General features: G+C 67.3%; 16 protein-coding genes. 11 read left to right on the top strand and 5 right to left on the bottom strand.

The window, feature by feature from the left end; translation table 11 throughout:
• Positions 1-89: 89 nt before the first annotated feature.
• Both HMPREF1478_RS10310 and dnaB read right to left on the bottom strand, forming a co-directional pair.
• Positions 90-434, bottom strand: coding sequence for a hypothetical protein (locus HMPREF1478_RS10310; RefSeq protein ID WP_016460697.1), 345 nt, complete (start codon positions 432-434; stop codon positions 90-92).
• 918 nt (positions 435-1,352) lie between these two features.
• Entirely contained in the window at positions 1,353-2,705 is a 1,353-nt protein-coding gene (gene dnaB / locus HMPREF1478_RS03455; protein ID WP_016460696.1) for a replicative DNA helicase, read from the bottom strand.
• A gap of 343 nt (positions 2,706-3,048) precedes the next feature.
• Between dnaB and HMPREF1478_RS03450 the strand changes: the two genes are divergently transcribed.
• The 5 genes from HMPREF1478_RS03450 (at position 3,049) to rplI (ending at position 6,394) form a co-directional block, all read left to right on the top strand.
• Positions 3,049-4,422, top strand: a complete 1,374-nt coding sequence (locus tag HMPREF1478_RS03450; protein ID WP_016460695.1) for an MATE family efflux transporter — start codon at positions 3,049-3,051, stop codon at positions 4,420-4,422.
• Between the two features lie 265 nt (positions 4,423-4,687).
• A complete protein-coding gene (rpsF, locus tag HMPREF1478_RS03445) occupies positions 4,688-4,978 on the top strand; it encodes a 30S ribosomal protein S6 (RefSeq protein ID WP_007589137.1) in 291 nt (96 codons plus the stop codon).
• Positions 4,979-5,013: 35 nt separating this feature from the next.
• Positions 5,014-5,580, top strand: a complete 567-nt coding sequence (locus HMPREF1478_RS03440) for a single-stranded DNA-binding protein (RefSeq protein WP_003791437.1) — start codon at positions 5,014-5,016, stop codon at positions 5,578-5,580.
• A gap of 91 nt (positions 5,581-5,671) precedes the next feature.
• On the top strand, positions 5,672-5,914 hold the full coding sequence (gene rpsR / locus HMPREF1478_RS03435) for a 30S ribosomal protein S18 (RefSeq protein ID WP_003791435.1): 243 nt from the start codon (positions 5,672-5,674) through the stop codon (positions 5,912-5,914).
• Positions 5,915-5,935: 21 nt separating this feature from the next.
• Positions 5,936-6,394, top strand: coding sequence for a 50S ribosomal protein L9 (rplI, locus tag HMPREF1478_RS03430; protein WP_007589133.1), 459 nt, complete (start codon positions 5,936-5,938; stop codon positions 6,392-6,394).
• Between the two features lie 372 nt (positions 6,395-6,766).
• Here the strand turns inward: rplI and HMPREF1478_RS03425 are convergent, their stop codons facing one another.
• The 3 genes from HMPREF1478_RS03425 to HMPREF1478_RS03415 all read right to left on the bottom strand — a co-directional run bounded on the left by HMPREF1478_RS03425 (position 6,767) and on the right by HMPREF1478_RS03415 (position 12,365).
• On the bottom strand, positions 6,767-9,109 hold the full coding sequence (locus HMPREF1478_RS03425; RefSeq protein ID WP_016460694.1) for a transglycosylase domain-containing protein: 2,343 nt from the start codon (positions 9,107-9,109) through the stop codon (positions 6,767-6,769).
• A 144-nt stretch (positions 9,110-9,253) separates the two neighbouring features.
• On the bottom strand, positions 9,254-10,720 hold the full coding sequence (gene gnd, locus HMPREF1478_RS03420; protein ID WP_016460693.1) for an NADP-dependent phosphogluconate dehydrogenase: 1,467 nt from the start codon (positions 10,718-10,720) through the stop codon (positions 9,254-9,256).
• Positions 10,721-10,835: 115 nt separating this feature from the next.
• Positions 10,836-12,365 carry a CCA tRNA nucleotidyltransferase gene (locus tag HMPREF1478_RS03415; protein ID WP_034475082.1) on the bottom strand — a complete coding sequence of 510 codons (1,530 nt, stop codon included), beginning with the start codon at positions 12,363-12,365 and terminating at the stop codon, positions 10,836-10,838.
• Between the two features lie 210 nt (positions 12,366-12,575).
• On the opposite strand from HMPREF1478_RS03415, the gene HMPREF1478_RS03410 reads away from it, so the two are divergent.
• Genes HMPREF1478_RS03410 through HMPREF1478_RS03385 form a run of 6 tightly spaced genes read left to right on the top strand, consistent with a single transcriptional unit; the run spans position 12,576 to position 20,733 of the window.
• Entirely contained in the window at positions 12,576-13,046 is a 471-nt protein-coding gene (locus HMPREF1478_RS03410; RefSeq protein WP_034474873.1) for an NUDIX hydrolase, read from the top strand.
• Positions 13,039-15,480 carry a DUF6049 family protein gene (locus HMPREF1478_RS03405; protein ID WP_016460690.1) on the top strand — a complete coding sequence of 814 codons (2,442 nt, stop codon included), beginning with the start codon at positions 13,039-13,041 and terminating at the stop codon, positions 15,478-15,480. The genes HMPREF1478_RS03410 and HMPREF1478_RS03405 overlap by 8 nt, the downstream gene beginning before the upstream one ends.
• Positions 15,477-18,587: a lipid II flippase MurJ gene (locus tag HMPREF1478_RS03400; protein ID WP_016460689.1), complete on the top strand. Its 3,111-nt coding sequence runs from the start codon at positions 15,477-15,479 to the stop codon at positions 18,585-18,587. The genes HMPREF1478_RS03405 and HMPREF1478_RS03400 overlap by 4 nt, the downstream gene beginning before the upstream one ends.
• Positions 18,588-18,605: 18 nt before the next feature.
• Entirely contained in the window at positions 18,606-19,643 is a 1,038-nt protein-coding gene (trxB, locus tag HMPREF1478_RS03395) for a thioredoxin-disulfide reductase (RefSeq protein WP_016460688.1), read from the top strand.
• Positions 19,640-20,071 carry a YchJ family protein gene (locus HMPREF1478_RS03390; RefSeq protein WP_016460687.1) on the top strand — a complete coding sequence of 144 codons (432 nt, stop codon included), beginning with the start codon at positions 19,640-19,642 and terminating at the stop codon, positions 20,069-20,071. The genes trxB and HMPREF1478_RS03390 overlap by 4 nt, the downstream gene beginning before the upstream one ends.
• A 20-nt stretch (positions 20,072-20,091) precedes the next feature.
• Positions 20,092-20,733, top strand: a complete 642-nt coding sequence (locus tag HMPREF1478_RS03385) for a phosphatase PAP2 family protein (protein WP_016460686.1) — start codon at positions 20,092-20,094, stop codon at positions 20,731-20,733.
• Positions 20,734-21,413 lie beyond the last annotated feature (680 nt).

Below are 21,413 nucleotides of genomic sequence, written 5' to 3'. Positions count from 1 at the left end.
TGGCGGGCCCCGGTACAAAACTCTCCCAGCACGGGGCACATCTGGCATCATGCGCGACAAAGTTCGCCCAGCGCGGGGCCTTCACAGGCTCACCCGCGACAAAGTTCGCCCAGCGCAGCCCCTACTACGGTGTTTTCGCGAAAAAACTCGCCCGGCAGGCCATAAAACGCCATTTTTGGGGCATTTTTCGTGCGCTGGGAGAACTTTTTCGCGCTCACACCCACCACCAGACCAAGCAGGGAGAACTTTGTACCGCACGCGGGGCCGGTGTCGGTACAAAACTCTCCCGGCTCGCAGCCTCGGCGAGCCCAACCGGTACAAAACTCTCCCAGCACGCCCGAAATACCCATTTTCGACGCATTTTGCGCCAGCAGGGAGAATTTTGTATCGCTTTCACCACCAATAGGCCACACAGGGCGAATAAAGTCACGCACCAACACGCACCTCGCCCCACCAACGCGCCCCTCCCCCAATTTCGCATGCAATTCGATTGCATGAAATTTCAACAATGCTCAGAAACGCTGCAATTCCAACACCACAAATTCATAGTTTGAAAGAGTCGTGGGGGAATTGCATGCGAAATTGCTAGGGGGTGAGCGGTGAGCGTGCTAGCAACGCACAGCGACACAAGCGCCGCCGGTGTGGAGGGCGCCGGAGGGGCCGGAGGGCCTGGCTGCGGTGCCGGTGGGCGGCCGCAGAGCCTGGCCAGGCTCCGAGACAGCGCACCAAGCAAAAGTCGCATGCAATTCGATTGGGTGAAGTTTCAACAAAGTCTGAAAACGTTGGAATTCCAACACCACAAATTCATAGTTTGAAAGAGTCGTGGGGGAATTGCATGCGAAATTGCTAGGGGGTGAGCGGTGAGCGCGCTAGCCACGCACAGCGACACAAGCGCCGCCGGTGTGGAGGGTGCCGGAGGGGCCGGAGGGCCTGGCTGCGGTGCCGGTGGGCGGCCGCAGGGCCAGGGCGGAAAACGCGCCGAACCAGCCACCAGCAAACAGGCGCCACTGGTGTGGAGGGTGCCGGAGGGTCCGGAGGGCCTGGCTGCGGCGGCCGTGGGCGGCGGCGGGGCCTGGCCGGGCTTCGAGACGACGCGCCGAGCGCAGCTCGCGGCGCGGACGGCGAGCGGGCGGGCCGCCGCCCACGGGCGCACAAAGCAGCCCGGCCCGACGAGTCGGGCCCTCCGGCGCCCAGAACACCGGCGGCGCCCCAAGCAACAACACGCTGCGCGGACGGCTCGCGGGCGGGCCGCCGCCCACCGGCACACACAGCGGCCAGACCAAAACACACCAGCCACGCGGCGGCCGGAGATCAGGCGGGGCCCGCACCACCGGGGCCCGGGCAAACCGCCCTTACTCTCCGCCGCCGGGCTCGGGGCGTCCCGTGTAGTTGACGAAGCGCGCCATGTCGCCCTGAAAGAGGGCGGTGACGGTCGCGGTCGCGCCGGCGCGGTGCTTGGCAACGATGATGTCGGCCTCGCCGGGGCGGTCTTCCTTGTCGTAGTAGTCGGGGCGGTGCAGCAGAATAATGATGTCCGCGTCCTGCTCGAGCGACCCGGATTCACGCAGGTCGCTCATCATGGGCTTGCGGTCGGTGCGGCCCTCGGAGTTACGGTTCAGCTGCGCAACGGCGATGACCGGAATATCGAGGTCCTTGGCCAGGAGCTTGAGGTTTCGCGACATTGCGGAGACTTCCTGCTGACGCGACTCGACCTGGCGGCCGCTCGTCATCAGCTGGAGGTAGTCGATGACGACGAGGCCGAGGTTTTCCTGCTGCTTGAGGCGGCGGCACTTCGAGCGGATCTCGGAGATGGTGATGTTCGCGGAGTCGTCGACGTACAGGGGTGCCTCGCTCATGCGCGAGGTGGTTTCGGCGACCTTGCGCCAGTCGACGTCGCTCATCTTGCCGGCCTGCATCTTGGACAGGCGTACGCCGGATTCGGCGGAGAGCATGCGCATCGCGATTTCCTGCGAGCTCATTTCCAGCGAGAAGATGAGCGAGGTGATGCCGTGCTTCATGGACGCCGATCGGCAAAAATCCAGGGCGAGCGTGGATTTACCCATGGCGGGTCGGGCGGCGACGATGATCATCTGGCCGCCGTGCAGGCCCTGGGTGAGTTCGTCGAGGTCGGTGAAGCCGGTGGGCACGCCGTTGAGCTTGCCCTGGTTCTTCTCGATGTCTTCGAGCGCGTTGAGGATGTCGGAGCTCATCTGCGTCATGGACACGTAGTCGGTGGTTTCGCGCCCGTCGGAGACGGCGTAGACCTCGGCCTGGGCCTGGTCGACGATCTCGTCGACGTCGCCGCCGGCGTCCGCGTAGCCGAGCTGGACGACGCGCGTGCCCGCGGTGACGAGGCGACGCATGATGGCCCGCTCGCGCACGATGCGCGCGTAGTACGCGGCGTTCGCGGCGGTGGGCACGGAGGCGATGAGGGTGTGCAGGTAGGCGGCGCCGCCGACCTTCGACAGGAGGCCCGCGCGTTTGAGTTCGCCGGCGACGGTGATCGCGTCGGCGGGTTCGGCGCGGCCGTTGAGTTCGACGATGGTGTCGAAGATGGTCTCGTGGCTGGGCTGGTAGAAGTCCTGCCCGCGCAGCATTTCGGACACGACGTTGGCGGCCTCGGTCGTCAGCATCATCGATCCGAGGACGCTCATCTCCGCGTCGATGTCCTGTGGGGGGACGCGGTCGAACTGGTCGTCGGACATCGTGATCCTCTCGGGTGCGCGGGCGTGTAGGGACGAGGCCGGGGCCGGGCTGAGTGCCGCGAGCGCGGCCTGAAGCCCTGTGGATAGAGGGCCTTCAGGCGAAGACTAACGCGTTGTAGGAGATTGCGCGACCGGCGCTGTGCACGGGCATGTGCACATATTGTGGATAACCTGTGCACAACGCCGACGACGCCTGTGCACAACGTGAAATGACCGATCTGTCAGGGCAGATATGCTCATCACAGTCACATCGTTGTCATTCATTGGGCCGTCTAGAATTTCCCCGTGCACGGCTTTCCACAGGCCTGTGCACACATTGTGGATAAGAAAATCGGAGCGTGTCATGACGAGCACACAGGGACCCAGCGACCCGACCTCACCGTCGAAGCGTGAGGAGGCCCCGGCCTCGTCGACGCCGACGATCACGACGCGGATGATCCTGTCGCTCGCGCTGCCCTCCTTGGGGGCTCTCATCGCCGAGCCGCTGTTTACCGTCATCGACTCGACGATGGTCGGTCACCTGGGGACCCCGCAGCTGGCGGGCCTGGGTGTCGCGTCGACGGTCCTGAACACGGCGGTCGGGCTTTTCATCTTCCTCGCCTACTCGACGACGTCCTTGGCGGGGCGTCACCTGGGGGCCGGGCGGCGCGATCTTGCGGTCCGCTCGGGGGTCGAGGCCATGTGGCTGGCGGGAGGCCTCGGCCTCCTCGCCGCGATCCTCCTAGCGGTTTTCGCCTCTCCCCTGCTCACCTGGCTGGGGGCGAACGAGGCGACGCTGCCGCACGCACTGGGGTACCTGCGCGCCTCCGCGCCCGGCCTCGTCGGCATGTTCGTCGTCCTGGCGGCGACCGGGACCCTGCGCGGGTTGCAGGACACGCGTACTCCCCTGGTCGCGGCGTCTGTGGGCGCGGCGTTCAACGCGGTGGCGAACTGGGTGCTCATGTACCCGCTCGGCATGGGGGTTGCGGGGTCGGGCCTGGGCACGGCGATCACGCAGACGCTCATGGCGGTCTTCCTCGGGTGGATGATCGTGCGAGCCGCCCGCCGTGAGGGAGTGAGCCTGCGCCCCTCCACCTCGGGTCTGTTCGGCGCGGCGGTCGAGGGAGCGCCCCTGCTCGTGCGCACCCTTGCCCTGCGCGTCGCCCTCCTGGCGACCCTGAGTGCGGTCACCGCGATCTCCACCCAGGCCCTGGCTGCCCACCAGATCGTGTGGACGCTGTGGACCTTCGCCGCGTACGTGCTCGACGCGCTCGCGATCGCCGCCCAGGCGCTCGCAGGATTCACGGCCGGCACCGGCGAGCGCGGCGCCATGCGCCCGCTCCTGCGCACGCTGTCGCGCTGGGGCGTCTGCTTCGGCGTGGCCGTCGGCGTCGCCCTGGCGATCACCGCGCCCTGGATCACGCGCATCTTCACGAACGACCAGGGCGTCATCGACGACGCGACCGTCGCCATCATCGTCAGCGCTTTCTTCCAGCCGGTCGCCGGGTACGTCTTCCTCCTCGACGGCGTCCTCATCGGCGCGGGCCGAGGCCGCTACCTGGCCGTCGCCGCCGTCATCAACCTGGTCGTGTACGCGCCCCTCCTGTGGATCATCGCCCACTCCGCCTCACTCACCGCGCGCCCATCGCTGGCACTCGCGCTCGTGTGGCTCGCCTACTCGGCGGTCTACACGGGCATGCGGGCACTCACCAACGGGCTCGGCGCGCGCTCGCTGTAGCCGATCGACGAGGCCGGGGCAGGCCTCGTCCCCACCCGCGGTTTCGCGCGGGGTTCGGCGTCCCGGCGGGGTGGGCCCACGCCTCGTCCCGAGGGCGCCAATCGTGACCGGAAACGCCCTAGCGAAGACGCTCCCACCCGTGTAAAGTGGGTAGCTGGACTGTCCGCACCCGCGGCCGGTCCAGCAGGCCCCCAGGGGCCATACGCAACGCCCTCCTGTCACGGACCGTCCGTGACCGTAAAGACCATAGGAGGTGGGAACCAACGTGCGTAACTACGAACTGATGGTGATCCTCGATCCTTCGATCGACGAGCGCACCGTCGCCCCCATGATGGAGAAGTACCTGGCACCCGTGGCTGCCAACGGCGGATCCGTCGAGAACGTTGACGTCTGGGGCAAGCGCCGCCTTGCTTACGACATCCTCAAGCGTTCTGAGGGCATCTACGTCGTCATCGACATGACCACGACCCCCGAGGTCGCTCTCGAGATCAACCGCCGCATGGGCATCGACGAGACCATTCTCCGTACGAAGCTCCTGCGCCCCGACGCTCACTGAGCCGACACCACACCCTCTAAGCCCGAGGAGCCGACATGGCCGGAGATACCGTCATCACTGTCATCGGTAACCTGACCGCTGACCCCGAACTGCGTTGGACGCAGTCCGGCGCCGCGGTCGCCGATTTCACGGTGGCCTCCACCCCCCGAACCTACGACCGTAACGCCGGTGAGTGGCGCGACGGCGACACCCTCTTCATGCGCTGCTCCGTGTGGCGCGAGACCGCTGAGAACGTCGCCGAGTCGCTGCGTAAGGGCATGCGCGTCATCGTTCAGGGGCGCCTCACCCAGCGCTCGTACGACACCCAGCAGGGTGAACGTCGCACGGTCGTTGAGCTGCAGGTCGACGAGGTCGGCCCCTCCCTGCGCCGCGCACGCGCGCAGGTCACCCGCACCGCCCCCTCCGGTGGCGGCGGCTACCAGTCCGACAACCGCGGCCAGCAGGGCGCGCCCCAGCAGGGCGGCGGTTACGGCGGCGGCCAGGGTGGATACGGCCAGGGTGGCGCCAACTACGGCGCACCGACCGGCGGCTCCCCCGAGGACCCGTGGCGCAGCGCCCCCGCTGGCGGCGCCACCTCTTTCGGCGACGAGCCCCCGTTCTAAAGTCGAGCGCCCCGGCACCTACGCCGGACGCCACGTCGAAGACACAACGCTTGGGGCGGCACAGTCCGCCCGGATTCACTAGGAGACCATCATGGCGAAGCCCCAACTTCGCAACAAGCCCATCAAGAAGAAGGCCAACCCGCTGAAGTCGGCCAAGATCGAAAAGATCGACTACAAGGACACCGCTCTGCTGCGTAAGTTCATCTCGGACCGCGGCAAGATCCGCGCCCGCCGCGTGACCGGTGTTTCCACCCAGGAGCAGCGCAAGATCGCTCGCGCCGTCAAGAACGCGCGTGAGATGGCTCTGCTGCCCTACTCCACGACCGGCCGCTGATAAGGGAAGGACACAGCTGATATGGCTACCACGAAACTGATCCTCACCCACGACGTCCCCAACCTCGGCCACGCCGGCGAGGTCGTCGAGGTCAAGGCTGGCTACGCCCGCAACTACCTGGTCCCCCGCGGCTTCGCCGCCAAGTGGACCGCCGGCGCGCAGAAGCAGATCGACCAGATCGCCGCTGCTCGTCGCCGCCACGAGATCGCCACGATCGACGACGCTCGCGCCGTGCGCGACGCCCTCCAGGGTGCCGTTGTCGAGATCTCCGGCAAGGTTGGCAACTCCGGCCGCCTGTTCGGCGCCGTCTCCGCTGCTGCGATCGCTGACGCGGTCAAGGAGCAGCTGGGCCAGACCATCGATCGTCGTCGCGTCATCATCGCCTCGCCCATCAAGGCCGTTGGCGACTACACGGTGACCGTCGGCCTGCACCCCGAGGTGTCCGCGAACCTCAAGGTCCGCGTTTCCGCCGCGAAGTGAAGGCTTCACGCATCGGTTGAATGCTGATTGAAGGGGTGGCCCCCGCTCATACGAGCGGGGGCCACCCCTTTTGCTGTGCATGCGATTCCTGAGGCTCGGCTACGACACGTCGGTGCGGGCCCCTGCCGGAGCGCGGCAAGCGCGACGCACCCCGTCGCAGAGGACGTATGGCGGGAACTCCTGCACTCACATGCGGATAGGTTGCACGCATCTGGATAGGTTATTCGCTTGCGGATAGGTTATTAACCTATCCGGATGTTCATAACCTATCCGCATCGTCATTACCTATCCGCATAGGTACACTCCTGCGAACGCACTGCGGGCCCCGAGGATGCTCCTCGGGGCCCGCAGCAGTGACACTAGGCCGCTCGGCTAGTTTCTTCGGCCACCATTGTTGTTGCCGCCGTTATTGTTCCCGGTATTGCCGTTGTTGGAACCGTTGCCATTGTTCCCGGTGTTGGAACCGTTCCCATTGTTCGAGCCATTCCCGTTGTTGGAACCGTTGCCGTTATTCCCGTTGTTGCCGTTCTCCGAACCCTCTGTGGGCTCGGCGGACGGGGTCTCCGTCGGGGTAGGCGTCTCGGTGGGCTGCGGAGCGGACTGTGGGGCCTCGCTCGTCGCGCTCGGCGCGGGCGTGGGCGCGTTGTTGTGCACCTTGCGGTTGGACTCGACCTTCCACGTGAAGTCGTCGCCCGACAGGTTCGCCGTCGCGGGCTTCATGTAGTCGATCCACACGTCCACGGGCCAGTCGCCGCCGTGGAACTGATTCAGGCCACCCACGTCGTCCAGCGGCACCGAGTTGCCCGCTTCGTCGGACTGGTACATCGACACGGCCGTGACCATGCCGGGCACGAAGCCCACGAACTGCGCAGACAGCTGATCGGAGGAGGTACCGGTCTTACCGGCGGTGGTCAGTCGCGGAATCGAGGCGTCGACGCGGCTGGCCGTACCATCACCGCTCGTGACGGCCTCGAGTGCCGGCATGATGGAGGAAACTTCCTCGACCTCGAACACGCGCTTGGGGGCCACGTCACCGCTGTAGAGCAGCTTGTTGTTCGAGTCCTCGACCTTCTTGACGATGTGAGCGGTGACGCGCTCGCCACCGTTCGCGATCGTCGAGTAGGCGGTCGTCAGGTCGATGTTGTGCGGCGAGGAGGGGCCCAGCACGTTGAGCAGCTCCTCGTTCAGGCCCACCGTGTCCTCGGGAATACCCGCATCGATGGCCGCCTTCAGCGTGTTCTCCGGCTCCACGTCGTCATTGAGGCCCACGAACACCGTGTTCATCGAGTAGGCGGTCGCCTTCACGAGGGTCACGTTGCCAAACGAGTATCCGCCGTCGTTCATGACGGGGGTGCCCATGCCTCGGAAGTACTGGGGAGACTTGCCCGAATAGGTGTCGTAGACGGTGCCACCCACGCGCGCGTTCGCAAGCAGTGCAAAGGGCTTGAAGGACGAGCCGGCCATCGCGATGTCCTGCGTGACCGCGTTCTGCTGGCGCTTCTCGAAGTCGGCGCCCGCGTACTCGGCGAGGATCTCGCCCGTGGCCGGGTCCATCGAGGACAGGGCGACGTGCTGGTACGTGGGATCCCAGCCGTCCACCTCGTTCATACCCTCGGCGGCCGCGACGGCCTGATCCTGGTGTTCCTTCACGATCGTCGAGGTGATGCGCAGGCCACCCTGGCTGATCTTGTCCTCATCGAATTGGCCGGAGGCGATCAACTCCGACTTGACCTGAGCCATCAGGTAACCGGTCGTGCCGCTCATCGACGCGCTGTTGAGCGTATCGGGGTCAATCGTCTCGGGGAAGACCGCGGAGTCGTGCTGCGCCTGAGTAATCCAGCCGTCCTCCAGCATGAGGTTCAGGTCGCGCTCCCAGCGCTCCTTCGCCTTGTCGGGGTTGACGGCGGGGTCCCACGCGGAGGGCGCGGGGATGACGGCCGCGAGGAGGGCGGACTCGGACAGGGTCAGCTGGTCCGCGCCGTGGCCGAAGTAGGCCTGGGCGGCGGCGTCGATGCCGTAGGCGCCACGACCGAAGTAGATCGTGTTCATGTAGGCGCCAATGACCTCGTCCTTGGACTTCTCACGGTTGATCTTGATCGCCAGGACGGCTTCCTTGAGCTTTCCCGTGTAGGACGTGGTCTCGCCCATGTAGTAGCGCTCCACGTACTGCTGGGTGAGCGTCGAACCACCCTGGCGTGCGCCGCCGCGCAGGTTGTTGATGAGCGCGCGGAAAATGCCCTTCAGGTCGACGCCGTTGTTCGTGTAGAACGTGCGGTCTTCGGACGCCACGATCGTCTTGGACACGTAGTCGGGCAGCTTCGTCGTGTCGATGATCTGACGATTGATCTCACCCAGGGTGCCCATCTCGGTCGTGCCATCGGCGTAGTAGACGGTCGTCTTCTGCGCGAGAGCCAGGTCGTCCGGCGCGGGCACGGTCAGCGTGTTGTAGAGGTACAGGAACACGGCCATGCCGGCGATAAACACACCCAGGAAGACGGTCAGAATTGAGAACCCGATGCGCTTGGCCCACCGGAATTTCTTCTTCACCGGGCCCTTCTTACCGGCCGACGAGGCCGTGGCAGCCTTCGTGGAAGCGCGCGACGAAGCAGCGCGTCGCGCCGCACGGCGTGAGGGCAGAGCGTCATGCCTCGACGCGCCCGAGCCGCCAGGCTCGATGATGTCGTTCCAGTCGGACCGTCCGTTGTTAGTAGCCACGTATTCGCCCTTTCAGCGGATTGTTGTACCTCTAGCGTAACCGTGTTTCCTGAAAGAACCCCAAAGTATGGGCTGCAACACAGAGTGGGTGGGTGCGCCCGCGGCGCACCCACCCACTGCTACGAAGTGTTCCGTGTCCTCAGATCAGGACCACTGTTCCTCGGGACGACCCGGCACCGCCCACAGGGTGTGGAAGACACCCTCCTTGTCGACCCGGTGGTAGGTGTGCGAGCCGAAGAAGTCGCGCTGGCCCTGGATGAGGGCGGCCGGCAGGCGCGTCGACCGGATCTGGTCGAAGTAGGCCAGGGACGAGGCGAACACGGGGATCGGAACGCCGGCGAGAGCGGCCTGGGCCACAACGCGGCGCAGCGCGGGCGTGCACTCCTGGAAGCGGGTCGCGAACGGCTCGGCGGCCAGCAGCAGCGGCAGGTCGGGGTCGGCCTCGTAGGCGCGGGTGATGTCGTCGAGGAAGGCCGCTCGGATGATGCAGCCCGCGCGCCAGATGCGAGCCAGGGCACCCTTGTCGATGTCCCACTCGTACTCGGCGGCGCCGGCCTCGATCTCGTCGAAGCCCTGCGAGTAGGCGACGATCTTGGAGGCGAAGAGCGCCTGGCGAACGTCCTCGATGAACGCGGCCCGGGCCTCGTCCGACTCGATGACGAGAGCGGAGGCGTTGCCCGCGAGCGTCTGTCCGGCCGCGCGCTGAGCCGGCTCGGAGGAGGCGCCGCGCGCGAAGGTCGCCTCGCCGATCGCGGTGACGGGGACGGCCAGGTCGAGGGCGGTCTGCACGGTCCACTTGCCGGTGCCCTTCTGGGAGGCGGCGTCCACGATGAGGTCGACGAGGGGCTTGCCGGTCTCGGCGTCCACCTGGCGCAGGACCTCGACGGTGATCTCCATGAGGTAGGAGTTGAGCTCGCCCTCGTTCCACGCGGCAAAAATGTCGGCGATTTCGGCGGGGGTGGCGCCCAGGCCCTCGCGCAGGAGGGTGTAGGCCTCGGCGATGACCTGCATGTCCGCGTACTCGATGCCGTTGTGCACCATCTTCACGAAGTGGCCGGCGCCGTTCGCGCCAATGTAGGTGCAGCAGGGCACGCCGTCGTAGGTGGCGGCGATCGCCTCGAACATGGGGCCGAGGCGGTCGTACGAGGCCGGGGTGCCGCCGGGCATGATGGAGGGACCCCACAGGGCGCCCTCCTCGCCGCCGGAGACGCCCGCGCCCACGAAGTGCAGGCCGCGCTCGGCGGCCCACTTCTCGCGGCGGATCGTGTCGGTGAACAGGGAGTTACCGCAGTCGACGATGATGTCACCCTCGTCCATGAGTGCGGCGAGCTGCTCCATGACGGCGTCCGTCGAGGGGCCGGCCTGGACCATCATGATGGCGACGCGCGGGGTGCGCAGGGAGGCGATGAAGTCCTCGAGCGTGGACGCGGGGATGAAGGTCGCCTCGTCGCCGTGCTGGGCCATGAGCTTCTCGGTGCGAGCCTGGGTCCTGTTGAAGACGGCGGTCGCGTAGCCGTTGCGGGCCAGGTTGCGGGCGAGGTTTGCGCCCATGACTCCCAGGCCGTACACGCCGATATCGGCCGATGCCTTCTCGGGGGTGAACGTGCTCATGCGATAACTCTCCTCACAAATAGTCGAATTATTCCCAGAGTACGGCGGTGGCCCCGGCACCGCACCGCGCGCGGGCGTGACGATTGTCGCCCCGCACCCGTCTCAGCTCCCAGTCTCAGTTCTCCTGGGCTTCGCGGGCGGCCTTCGCGGCGGCCTTGCGGGCCTTCTTTTCCGCGACCTTGGCCTCCCAGTGGGCCTGCTGGGCCTGGTATTCCTCGGCGAGGGCACGCACGTCGTCCGACGCCCACCAGTCGAGAAGCGCCTGACGGGCAGCCTCCTCGCCGAGCGGCCCGCGCTCCATGCGCAGCTCGAGCAGGTAGTCGCGGGCGATCTTGACGGCGCGCGAGGGACGCAGCCCGAGGATCTCCATGATCTGGTCGCCGTCGAGGTCGGGGCGGATCGCGTCGAGTTCCTCCTGCTCGCGCAGGGCGGCAATGCGCGCCTCGAGGTCGTCGTAGGCGGCCGACAGGTAGTTGGCCTTGCGGCGGTTGCGGGTCGTGCAGTCGGCGCGCGTGAGGCGGTGGAGACGTTCGAGGAGATCGCCCGCGTCGGCCACGTAGCGGCGCACCGCGGAATCGGACCAGGCGGCCTCGCCGTAGCCGTGGAAGCGCAGGTGCAGCGCGACCAGGGTGGAGACGGCCTCGGTCGTGGCCTTATCGAAGTGGAGGGCCTTCATGCGCTTGCGCGTCATCTTGGCGCCCACGATCTCGTGGTGGTGGAAGGACACGGTGCCGTTCTTTTCGAAGCGGCGGGTCGCCGGCTTGCCGACGTCGTGCATGAGGGCCGCGAAACGCAGGATGAAGTCGGGGGCGGGAACCGGACCGTCCGGGCCGGTCTCCAGGTCCATCGCCTGTTCGACGACGGTGAGGGTGTGCTCGTAGACGTCCTTGTGGCGCTTGTGTTCGTCCACGGTGGAGACGAGGGCAGCGACCTCGGGCAGGACGATGTCGGCGACGCCCGTGTGGACCATCAGTTCGATGCCGCGACGCGGGTGGGGCGAGATGATGAGGCGCTCGAGCTCGGCGCGGATGCGCTCAGCGGAGACGATTTCGAGGCGCGAGGCCATGGTTTCCATCGCGTTCATGACGTCCAGGTCGACGTCGAGGCCCAGCTGGGCGCTAAAGCGCGCGGCGCGCATGATGCGCAGCGGATCGTCGTCGAAGGACTGCTCGGCGGACACGGGGGTGCGCAGGTTACCGTCCGCGAGGTCTGCAAGGCCGCCGCACGGGTCGACGAGGGCCATCTGCGGCAGGCGCATCGCCATCGCGTTGACCGTGAAGTCGCGGCGCGTCAGGTCGCCCTCGAGGGTGTCGCCGAAGGTCACCTCGGGCTTGCGCGAACCGATCTCGTACTCGTCGGTGCGGTAGGTCGTCACCTCGACGACCAGGTCGCCGCGGCGGCCGCCGATCGTGCCGAACTCCTTGCCGATGTCCCAGGTCGCGTTGCCCCACTGGGCGAGGAGCTCCTCGGTGCGCTCGGGGCGCGCGGACGTCGTCATGTCGAAGTCGTGCGGCGTCACACCCAGGAACGCGTCGCGCACGGGCCCACCGACGAGCGCGAGCTCCTCCCCGGCCTCGTGAAAAATCGTGCCGAGTTCCATAATCGCGGGCGGGAGCGCAGCGAAGGTCCTCGTGGCGTTCGCCATGAGGGTAGGAATGTCCGTCGTTCCGGCGTTTTGCGCGGTCACGGGGCCGTTATTCGGAGAAGCTGACTGGGTACTCATCGCCCCTAAGCATGCCAGGAAAGGGCCCTGGCCGACTACCGGGGGCCGCGTACCGGCTAAAGTGGAGTCATGCCTGCACGTCCAGTTGACCGCCGAGGCGGGGTGCCCAGACCCCCGCGTCGGTCCGCTTCTGTGCGCGCTGGCCGCTCTCACCTGCCGATTTCCGCGGAAACCAGCGCGGGCGGCATCGTCGTGGACGTGCGTGACGGAATTCCCTATGCGGCGTTGATCGCGCGACGCAATCGAGCGGGCCGCATCGAGTGGTGCCTGCCCAAGGGCCACCTCGAGGGTTCCGAGACCCCCCAGCAGGCCGCACTGCGCGAGGTCGCCGAGGAAACAGGCATCCACGGGCGCATCATCCGCCACCTCGCGTCGATCGACTACTGGTTCTCCGGCAACGACCGCCGCGTCCACAAGGTCGTCCACCACTACCTCATGGGGTACGAGTCCGGCACGATCACCGTGGATGGGGATCCGGATCACGAGGCCGAGGAGGCCGCGTGGGTGCCGCTGCGCGACGTCTCGCGCCAGCTCGCCTACCCCAACGAGCGTCGCATCGTGCGCATCGCCCTCGACCTGCTGTACCGGGATAGCCGTGACTAGGCGCGCGGTGCGGGTGGCCGCCGCGTGCGCGGCGCTGGCTCTTCCCTTCGGTCTCGGAATGCACGAGGCCGGGGCCGCTCCCCTGCCCGCGCAGACCTCGCAGTCGGACGCGTCGCGCCCCGCTGTGATGGGCGCGACGGCCGAGGCATCGGGTCTCGTCATCTCCATTAACTCGCTCTCCCCGCGCATCGTGACGAGCGAAAACGAAGTGATTGTCTCCGGTACGGTCCGCAATGATTCGCCAACGACGCTCGCGAACATCTCCCTCGAGATGTTCGTCGCCAACGAGACACCGATTTCGGTGGCCGCGCTCACGACGGCACTCACCGAGGACGAACCCGACGCCACGCACGCCGCGTCCTCCTCGCTCACCGACATCACCCGCGGAGCCACGGTCCCCTTCGAGATCCACATCCCCACCTCCTCGCTCCCCCTGACCGACGCGACCGAGTGGGGGCCGCGCGTCATCACCGTGGCCGCCAACTCCGGCGAATACTCCGGCAAGGACCGCTCGATCCTCGTGTGGGACTCGGGCGCCCAGGTCTCCGCCTCGCGCGTCAACGCCGTGGTCCCCTGGACGTCGACGAGCGCCACCCAGGACCAGGCCGAACGCTCCGCCGTCCTGAACTTGGCCGGCTCCCCCGGCGTCACCCTCGCCGTTGACCCGCTGCTCATCCCGCACGGACCGCAGCCCACCGCCTCGCCGAGCCCCTCGCCCGATTCCGACGCCTCTCACGGACAATCGGGGCAGTCCGATCAGTCCGGCACCCAGTCGGGGCAGTCGGGCGCCGCCACGGCCTCGCCGAGCCCCTCCTCCTCCCCCACCCCGACGCCCGCGCCCACGGCGACCGACCCCGCGCAGCGCTCGCGCGACCTCCAGTCCGAGGCCTTCGTGTCCGCCCTCATGGGGGCAGCAAACGAACTCATTGCACTCCCCGAGGGTGACGCCGACCTCGGGGCCCTCGCCCTATCGGGCAACACGGGCTTCTGGGACCGAGCCTCCCGCTCGATCGCGGCCTTCCCCTCATCCCTGCGCGAGGCCGGCTGGGTGGCCCCCACGGCCTCACCCACGACCTCACCCGCGTCGCCGACCCCCTCCCCCTCCGCGAGCGCCACGGCCGCGAGCGCCACGGAAACCCCCAGCCCCGCAGCGTCGTCTTCTCCGTCCGGGCAGAGCGGCACGACGATAACCGCGCCAGACGCGGGGCCCACGATCCTGCGCAATGTCGCATGGCCAGCCGACACGACCTTCGGCACGGCATTCCTGTCGAACTACGCCTCCCCCGACCAGATCACGATCGCGCCGGCCTCGGCACTCACCCCCGCCGAAGAGGTCACCTTCACCTCCTACGCGCGCGTCAACGTCAACCCTGCGACGGGCGAGACGGCGACCGATGGCACCGGGGCGCGCACGCTCGCCCAGCAGGCCGACCTCGCCTCAATCCTGTCGTGGAACGCCTCCGGCGGCGACGAGCTAGACGCCGAGCAGGCCCTCGCGGCGATCACGGCGATCATCGTGCGGGAACGCCCCGCCTCGTCGCGCACTCTCTTCGCGGCGGCCGCGCGCGGCACGACCATCAACGAGTCCCTCACCAAACGCGTCAACGCCCTCTTTTCCCCGCGCTGGGTCTCCGCCCAGACTTTCAGCGACATCGCCTCCAGTGAGCCAACCGACGTCGAGCGGCAGACCGTCGACGCAGGCACGCTCGACCCGGACACGTCCACCGCGATCTCAGCCATGTCCTCGTCCCTGACCAGCCTCGCGCCTCTCGCGAAGGCCACGGACGATCCCGACGCGGTGTACGACTCGGTCACGCCGCAGATCCTGCCCTCCCTGGCCGCGCAGCGCACCCCCTCCGAACAGCTCGACTCTGCGACCGCGATGACGTCGCAGATCACGGGCATGCTCTCCGCGGTGAGCGTCGAACCGTCCTCGGCCGTCAACCTCATCAATAAGTCCGCGAACTTTCCCGTCCTCGTGCGCAATAACCTCCCGTGGCCGATCCACGTCGACGTGACCCTCGTGCCCGACGACCCGCGTCTGCGCGCCACCCCGGCGCTTTCCCAGACGCTGGCCGCGCAGGGGGCCACGACCGTCGAGGTGCCCGTGGGCGCGATCGGCAGCGGCGACATCGAGGTCACCTACAAGGTCACGACGCCGGACGGCGTCGTCCTCGATGACTCCCAGACCGTGACCGTGCGCATGCGCGCCGGGTGGGAGGACGCGATCACGGCCGTCATCGCCTCGCTCTTCGGAGCGCTCTTCCTCGTCGGTATCACGCGGTCGCTCCGCAAGAGGGCCGCCCGCAAGGCGCAGGGTTCGCCCGAGGCCGACTCGACCGAGGCCGGTAGCGCCGACGCCGGTAGCGCCGACGAGGCACCCACTGACCACAACACCGAATCCGAGACAGCAACGACGAAGGAGACCCCATGAGCTCGAATACGCCTCGCCGATCGATCCTGAGGGCATCGGCGCTCATGGCATCGGGCACCATGGTGTCGCGCATCCTCGGCTTCATCCGTAACGCGATGCTCATCGCCGCGGTTGGCGCAACCGCCGGCGGCGTCGGCGCCGCGTTCCAGACGGCGAACACGCTGCCCAACACCGTGTTCAACCTGCTGGCCTCCGGCATCTTCGACGCGGTCCTGGTACCCCAGATCGTGGGCGCGATCAAGCGCCGCCACGACGGCGATACCTACGTCAACCGGCTGCTCACCCTCGCGGGAACGCTTCTCTTCCTCGTCACTTTCGTGACGATGGTGCTCGCCCCCGTGCTCGTCATGATCACGGCCGCCGGCTACACCGAGGACATCCGCAACCTCGCGATTTTGTTTGCGCTGCTGTGCCTGCCCCAGCTCTTCTTCTACGGGCTCTACAACCTGCTGGGCGAGCTTCTCAACGCCCGCGAAATCTTCGGACCCTACATGTGGGCGCCCGTCGTCAACAACGTCGTCGGCATCGCCGGCCTCGGCCTCTTCCTCGTGATCTGGGGCGGCGCACCCGACGGCGGCATTCCCGCGGGTGACCTGACAGGCGCACAGTTCTGGGTGCTCGCGGGCTCAGCGACCCTGGGCGTCATCTGCCAGGCGCTGTGCCTGCTGTGGCCGATGCGTCGTGCGGGCGTGTCCTTCAAGCCGGACTTCCACTTCCGCGGAACCTCCTTCGGGTCGATGCCGCGCGTGGCCGGATGGACGTTTGCGACCCTGGGCGTCTCCCAGGTCGGCGTCCTGTCGACGAACAACCTGGCGGCCATGGCCGACGGCTTCATCGGCCGCAACGGCGCGCAGGGCGGCGTCGTCGGCATCCTCGCCTACTCGACGGCCTTCATGATCTTCATGGTCCCGCAGTCGCTCATCACCGTGTCCCTGACGACCGCGATCTTCACCCGCATGGCCGGGGCCGTGGCCGACGGCGACGACCGGGCGGTGGCCGACAGCTACCACCTGGGCGTGCGTACGATCACGTCGCTGACCCTCGTCGCAGCAGCCATGCTCATGGCCGGTTCCGTCCCCATGATGGAGATCGCGATGGCCGCCAAGGGCGGAGATCCCGAGGCCGTCACCGGCTACGCCCTCGTCCTCGCATCGCTGATGCCCGGCGTCGCGTCGACCGGCATGGTCCTCATGAGCCAGCGCGTCTTCTTCGCATACGAGGACGTCAAGCCCGTGTTCCTCATGGGCATCGGTCCCACGATCATCCAGGTCATCGTCGGCTGGTCCATGTACGCCCTCACCGGCGCGCGCTGGTGGGTCGTCGCTGCGGCCCTCGGCGAGACCGCCTGCCGCCTGACGCAGGGCGTCATCGCCGTCGTGTGGGTCTCACGCGAAAATAGCTTCGTGGATCGCGCGGGACTGCTGCGCTCCTACGTCGCCTACCTGGGCGCAGCGATCGTCGCCGGCCTCGTGGGCTTTGGCCTCCTGTGGATCATGGGCATCCACACGGGCATCTCCTCAACGCTGGGACGCATGCTACTGGCGGGCGTCAAGCTCTCCGTCGTCTCGGCGGTAACCGGCCTCGTCTACCTGATCGTCCTACGCTTCGCGGCCCCCCGCGAATCCGCTGCGATGATGCGACCGCTGCTCACGCGCCTGCACGTTCCGGGCGCTGTGGTGAACATCCTGGCAGCGTCTTCCACTGCGACCCCCGACCCAGCTGCGATAATGACGGGACACACACCCGACCAGACGGAGGACCCGATGGCTCCCACGCCCGAACGCCCCGGCGACGAGAAGAAACTGCCGTCGTTCGACGAGGTCGTCGCTGACTCGCCGATTCCGGCTCCCCCGGCGCCCCCGGCCTCGTCGAGCGACGAATCGGTTGACGCTCCGCCCATTCCTGCCCCCGCCGAGGTCCCGGCATTCGGCCCCGCGACGCAGGCTCCCGTCGAGAATCCCGTCGTTGCCGAGGCCATCGCAGCGCCCGCTGTTGAGGCCATCGCCCAGGCGCAGGGCATCCCCCTGCCCGACGCGGACACGGTCCCCGCACCGCAGACCGACCCCATTCCGAGCCCCGATGCGGACAAGGCCCCCGAGCCGGACAGCCGATCGATGGCCGAATCCCTGGCAGAGCTAGGTGTCGAGCCCCTCACGGGCCCCACGGACAGCGCCAACGTTGCCTCCTCGGCCTTCCCGCTCGCTCCTCCGCCGCCCGCACCCGCGGCCAGCGGATACGAACGCGAAGGCGAGATCAAGCCCGAGGACTACCCGCACCCCGAGCCCCTGGCCGACGCGCCCGCCACACACCAGATCCCCCGCGTGCAGTCGGCGGCCGAGGCCGCGATCCCCGCTCCCCCGGTCGACGATCCGACCGAGGTCATGGACTCCGTTGCGCCCATCCCGGCTGCTCCCGCACAGGCTGCCCCGGCCTCGTCCAACGAGGACAACACCAAGCCCGAGCGCTCCGCGAAGCTGATCGACCCGACGCGACCCGCCCTCATTTTCGGCGTCGTCCTGTTCCTCTTCGGTGCGATCTGGGGACCGTGGATGGCGACGCGCCCGGTCACCAACCTGGACCTCGGCCAGTCGCTGCGTGACGGCGTGAGCGCCCAGGAATCTGGCGCGGAACCCGCACCCGTCCTCACAACGACGCCTCCCCCGACCGAATCCGTGACGCCCGTGATCTCCTCCGTGCAGGTCCTGTCGTGGAACAACGACGACGGCGACCACCCGGACCGTGCGATCAACATGATCGACTCGAACCCGTCCACGTCGTGGTCCTCACGCTGGTTTGACACTAACCAGTTCCGCGACGAGACCTCCGTGACGATCGTCGTCAAGCTGCAGCAGAAGGCCACCGTGTCCTCGGTGACGCTCAACATGGATCCGGCCACCTCCGGCGGCGAGATCGTCGTGCGTAACGTCACGGACCCGTCGAACCCGCGCGGTGGAACAGAACTGGCTACGTCGGCGTTGTCTCAGACGACCACGATTAAGCTCCCGACCCCTGTCGAAACCGACTCGATCGCGCTGCAGTTCCGCTCGATGCCCAAGGGCCAGGACGGCCGCAACTGGGCGTGGATCTCCGAACTCACCGTTCAGTAACCCCTAAGGAGGGTACGCATGTCTTTCGTTGCGATTCCGGGCCTTGTGACGGCCGAACCCACCGAGACCACCACCGAGGCCGCCGAGGTGCAGATCCCGTCGGCGCAGGTGCCCGAGGGCGCCACCGTCCACGACGTCGTCATCGTCGGCTCGGGTCCCGCCGGCTACACGGCCGCCGTCTACACGGCCCGCGCCGGCCTCGCCCCGATCGTGCTGGCCGGCCAGCTGGCCGCGGGCGGCGCGCTCATGAACACGACCGAGGTCGAGAACTTCCCCGGCTTCCCCGAGGGCATTCAGGGCCCCGAACTCATGGACAACATGCGCGAGCAGGCGGAAAAGTTCGGCGCGGACGTGCGCTACGAGGACGTCGTCGCCGTCAACCTTGAGGGCGACGTGAAGGCCGTGGCAACCGAGGACGAGGTCTTCTACGCGCGCGCCGTCATCCTGGCCACCGGCTCCGAATACCGTCACATGAACGTGCCCGGCGAGGAGGAGTTCTCCGGCCGCGGCGTCTCCTACTGCGCGACCTGCGACGGCTTCTTCTTCAAGGATCGTCGCCTGGCCGTCATCGGCGGCGGCGACTCCGCGATGGAAGAGGCGACCTTCCTGACGAACTTCGCGTCCGAGGTCGTCGTCGTGCACCGCCGCGACACCCTGCGCGCCTCGCGCGTCATGGCTGAGCGCGCCCTGAACAACCCGAAGATCTCCTTCGAGTGGAACGCGACCGTCGCCGAGGTGCTCGGTGACGAGTCCGTGACCGGCCTGCGCCTGACCTCGACGGTGGATGGCTCCGAGCGCGAGATCGCCGTGGACGGCGTGTTCGTCGCGATCGGTCACCTGCCGCGCACGGGCTTCCTGCGTGGCCAGGTCGCCCTCGACGAGGCCGGCTACATCACGGTCGACGAGCCGTCGACGCGCACGTCCGTGGCGGGCGTGTTCGCGTGCGGCGACGCCGTGGACCACACGTACCGTCAGGCCATCACGGCTGCCGGTTCGGGCTGCCGCGCCGCCCTGGATGCGGAGCGCTGGCTGGCTTCCCTGGGCGACCAGGCGTGACCTCCTCCCCCGCTGCCCCCGGCGCTGCGAGCGCTGGCATGCCCCGGCCTCGTACCTGTCCGTGCGGGTCGGGGGCGCTGCTGGCGCAGTGCTGCGGGCCCTACCTGGATGGGGAGGCGGCTCCGACCGCCGAGGCTCTCATGCGGTCGCGCTACACGGCGTTCGCGCTGCGCGACGAGGACTACCTGTTCCGCACGTGGCATCCGCGCACGCGCCCCGCTCCCCCGTACTGGGTGGAGGGGACGCAGTGGACGGGCCTGCAGGTCCTGGGGGCCGAGGCCGGGGGTCCTTCCGACGAGGAGGGCACCGTGACGTTCGTGGCCTCGTGGCGTGATGTGGCCACGGGTGAAACCGGGCAGATGCGTGAGCGTTCGCGCTTCTCGCGGCGGGCCGGGCGCTGGGTGTACGAGTACGGCGCAAACGACTGACACTACGGTAGGATTTCACTATGATTGTTCGTCGATTCCTGTCTCCCTCCGTCATCGTCGGGGTGCTCCTCGTCGCGGCTGTTGCCGTCGCGGGTGGGTTCATCACGAGTCCCCTGTCGATCGACACGACGGTGTGGTCTGACTTCATTGCGTCGCGCACGCCGGCGATGAACACGTTCATGACGGGCGCGTCGTGGCTCTTCGATCCCAAGCGCGCTGTCATTGTGGCGCTGGCCGTGGCGGCCTTCGTGTGGTGGCTCGTCAAGAAGGTCATGCATGCCCTGTACATTCTGGGCTCCGTGGCCTTCTCGGGGATCAATGGCTACATCATTAAGCACATTGATTCGCGTCCGCGCCCGGAAGAGGCCTACCGTCTGATCACTGAGGATGGCTACTCGTTCCCGTCGGGTCACGCGACCGCGGTGACCGCCCTGATCGTGTCGCTGGTCCTGGTGCTGACGATGACGCGCCTGGGCCGTCGTCTCCGTTACCTGCTGTGGGCCGCCGCCCTCGTGTTCATTGTGTTCATCTGCGTGACGCGCCTGTACCTGGGTGTCCACTGGGTGACGGACGTGATTGGTGGCTTCGGTGTGGGACTGGGCTCGTCGATGATCTTGGCGCCGTTCATGATCGGGCCGAACGCCTTGAAGTTGTTCCGCTAGTTATCGGAGCTCATTTGTTGCTGGGAGCGCCCGGGGCCACGGCCCCGGGCGCTCCTGCATGTGGCGTTGGGGTGTATCGCTCCGTTCGGTGAAGCATATGATCGTGCTGGGCTCACACGCGGAGACAAGTTCGGACGCAGATCGCCTGATGCAAGCCCATCTGGCCTACTGGCGAGACAAAATTCGCCCAGCACGAGCCGCGCGGAGCCACTTCCGGTAGAAAACTCTCCCCGCACACCCGCCCTCGCGGCATATGCGGGACAAAACTCTCCCTGCTCACCCGAAATGGCCCAATTTGGCGCAATCTACGCATGCGGGGAGAGTTTTATACCGTTCTCACCACCAAGAAGCCGGCAGCGAGAATTTTGTACCGAACGCGAGGCAGAGATCGAGCTAGGCGGCACAACAGCACACCAGGCGCCACCGGCGTGGAATGGAAGGCCCCCGGGGATCCGCAGGTACCCGCGCCGGTGCCGGTGGACGGCCTCAAGGCCTGGCGAGGCTTCGAGACGCGACACCGAGACCACCCCACACAATTTTCGCACATAATTTCCCTCGGTCACTTTTGGAGATAGCCCGAAAACGTTGCAATTCCAACGATACAACTTCAATATCTAAACAAGTCGCTGGGGAATTACGTGCGAAATTGCTCAGACGGCGGCAAGGCCCCAGACAGACAA

It is taken from the genome of Actinomyces sp. HPA0247 (assembly GCA_000411415.1).
GTDB lineage: Bacteria > Actinomycetota > Actinomycetes > Actinomycetales > Actinomycetaceae > Pauljensenia.
The sequence above is the reverse complement of the archived record's forward strand: the minus strand, read 5'-3'. Positions and strand labels throughout refer to the sequence as shown.

Coding starts and splice junctions, on each gene's coding strand:
- HMPREF1478_RS03415 (WP_034475082.1), bottom strand. CDS start 12,365: ATGGCGAACGCCACGAGGACCTTCGCTGCGCTCCCGCCCGCGATTATG.
- dnaB (WP_016460696.1), bottom strand. CDS start 2,705: ATGTCCGACGACCAGTTCGACCGCGTCCCCCCACAGGACATCGACGCG.
- rplI (WP_007589133.1), top strand. CDS start 5,936: ATGGCTACCACGAAACTGATCCTCACCCACGACGTCCCCAACCTCGGC.
- HMPREF1478_RS03450 (WP_016460695.1), top strand. CDS start 3,049: ATGACGAGCACACAGGGACCCAGCGACCCGACCTCACCGTCGAAGCGT.
- gnd (WP_016460693.1), bottom strand. CDS start 10,720: ATGAGCACGTTCACCCCCGAGAAGGCATCGGCCGATATCGGCGTGTAC.
- rpsR (WP_003791435.1), top strand. CDS start 5,672: ATGGCGAAGCCCCAACTTCGCAACAAGCCCATCAAGAAGAAGGCCAAC.
- HMPREF1478_RS03400 (WP_016460689.1), top strand. CDS start 15,477: ATGAGCTCGAATACGCCTCGCCGATCGATCCTGAGGGCATCGGCGCTC.
- trxB (WP_016460688.1), top strand. CDS start 18,606: ATGTCTTTCGTTGCGATTCCGGGCCTTGTGACGGCCGAACCCACCGAG.
- HMPREF1478_RS03440 (WP_003791437.1), top strand. CDS start 5,014: ATGGCCGGAGATACCGTCATCACTGTCATCGGTAACCTGACCGCTGAC.
- HMPREF1478_RS03385 (WP_016460686.1), top strand. CDS start 20,092: ATGATTGTTCGTCGATTCCTGTCTCCCTCCGTCATCGTCGGGGTGCTC.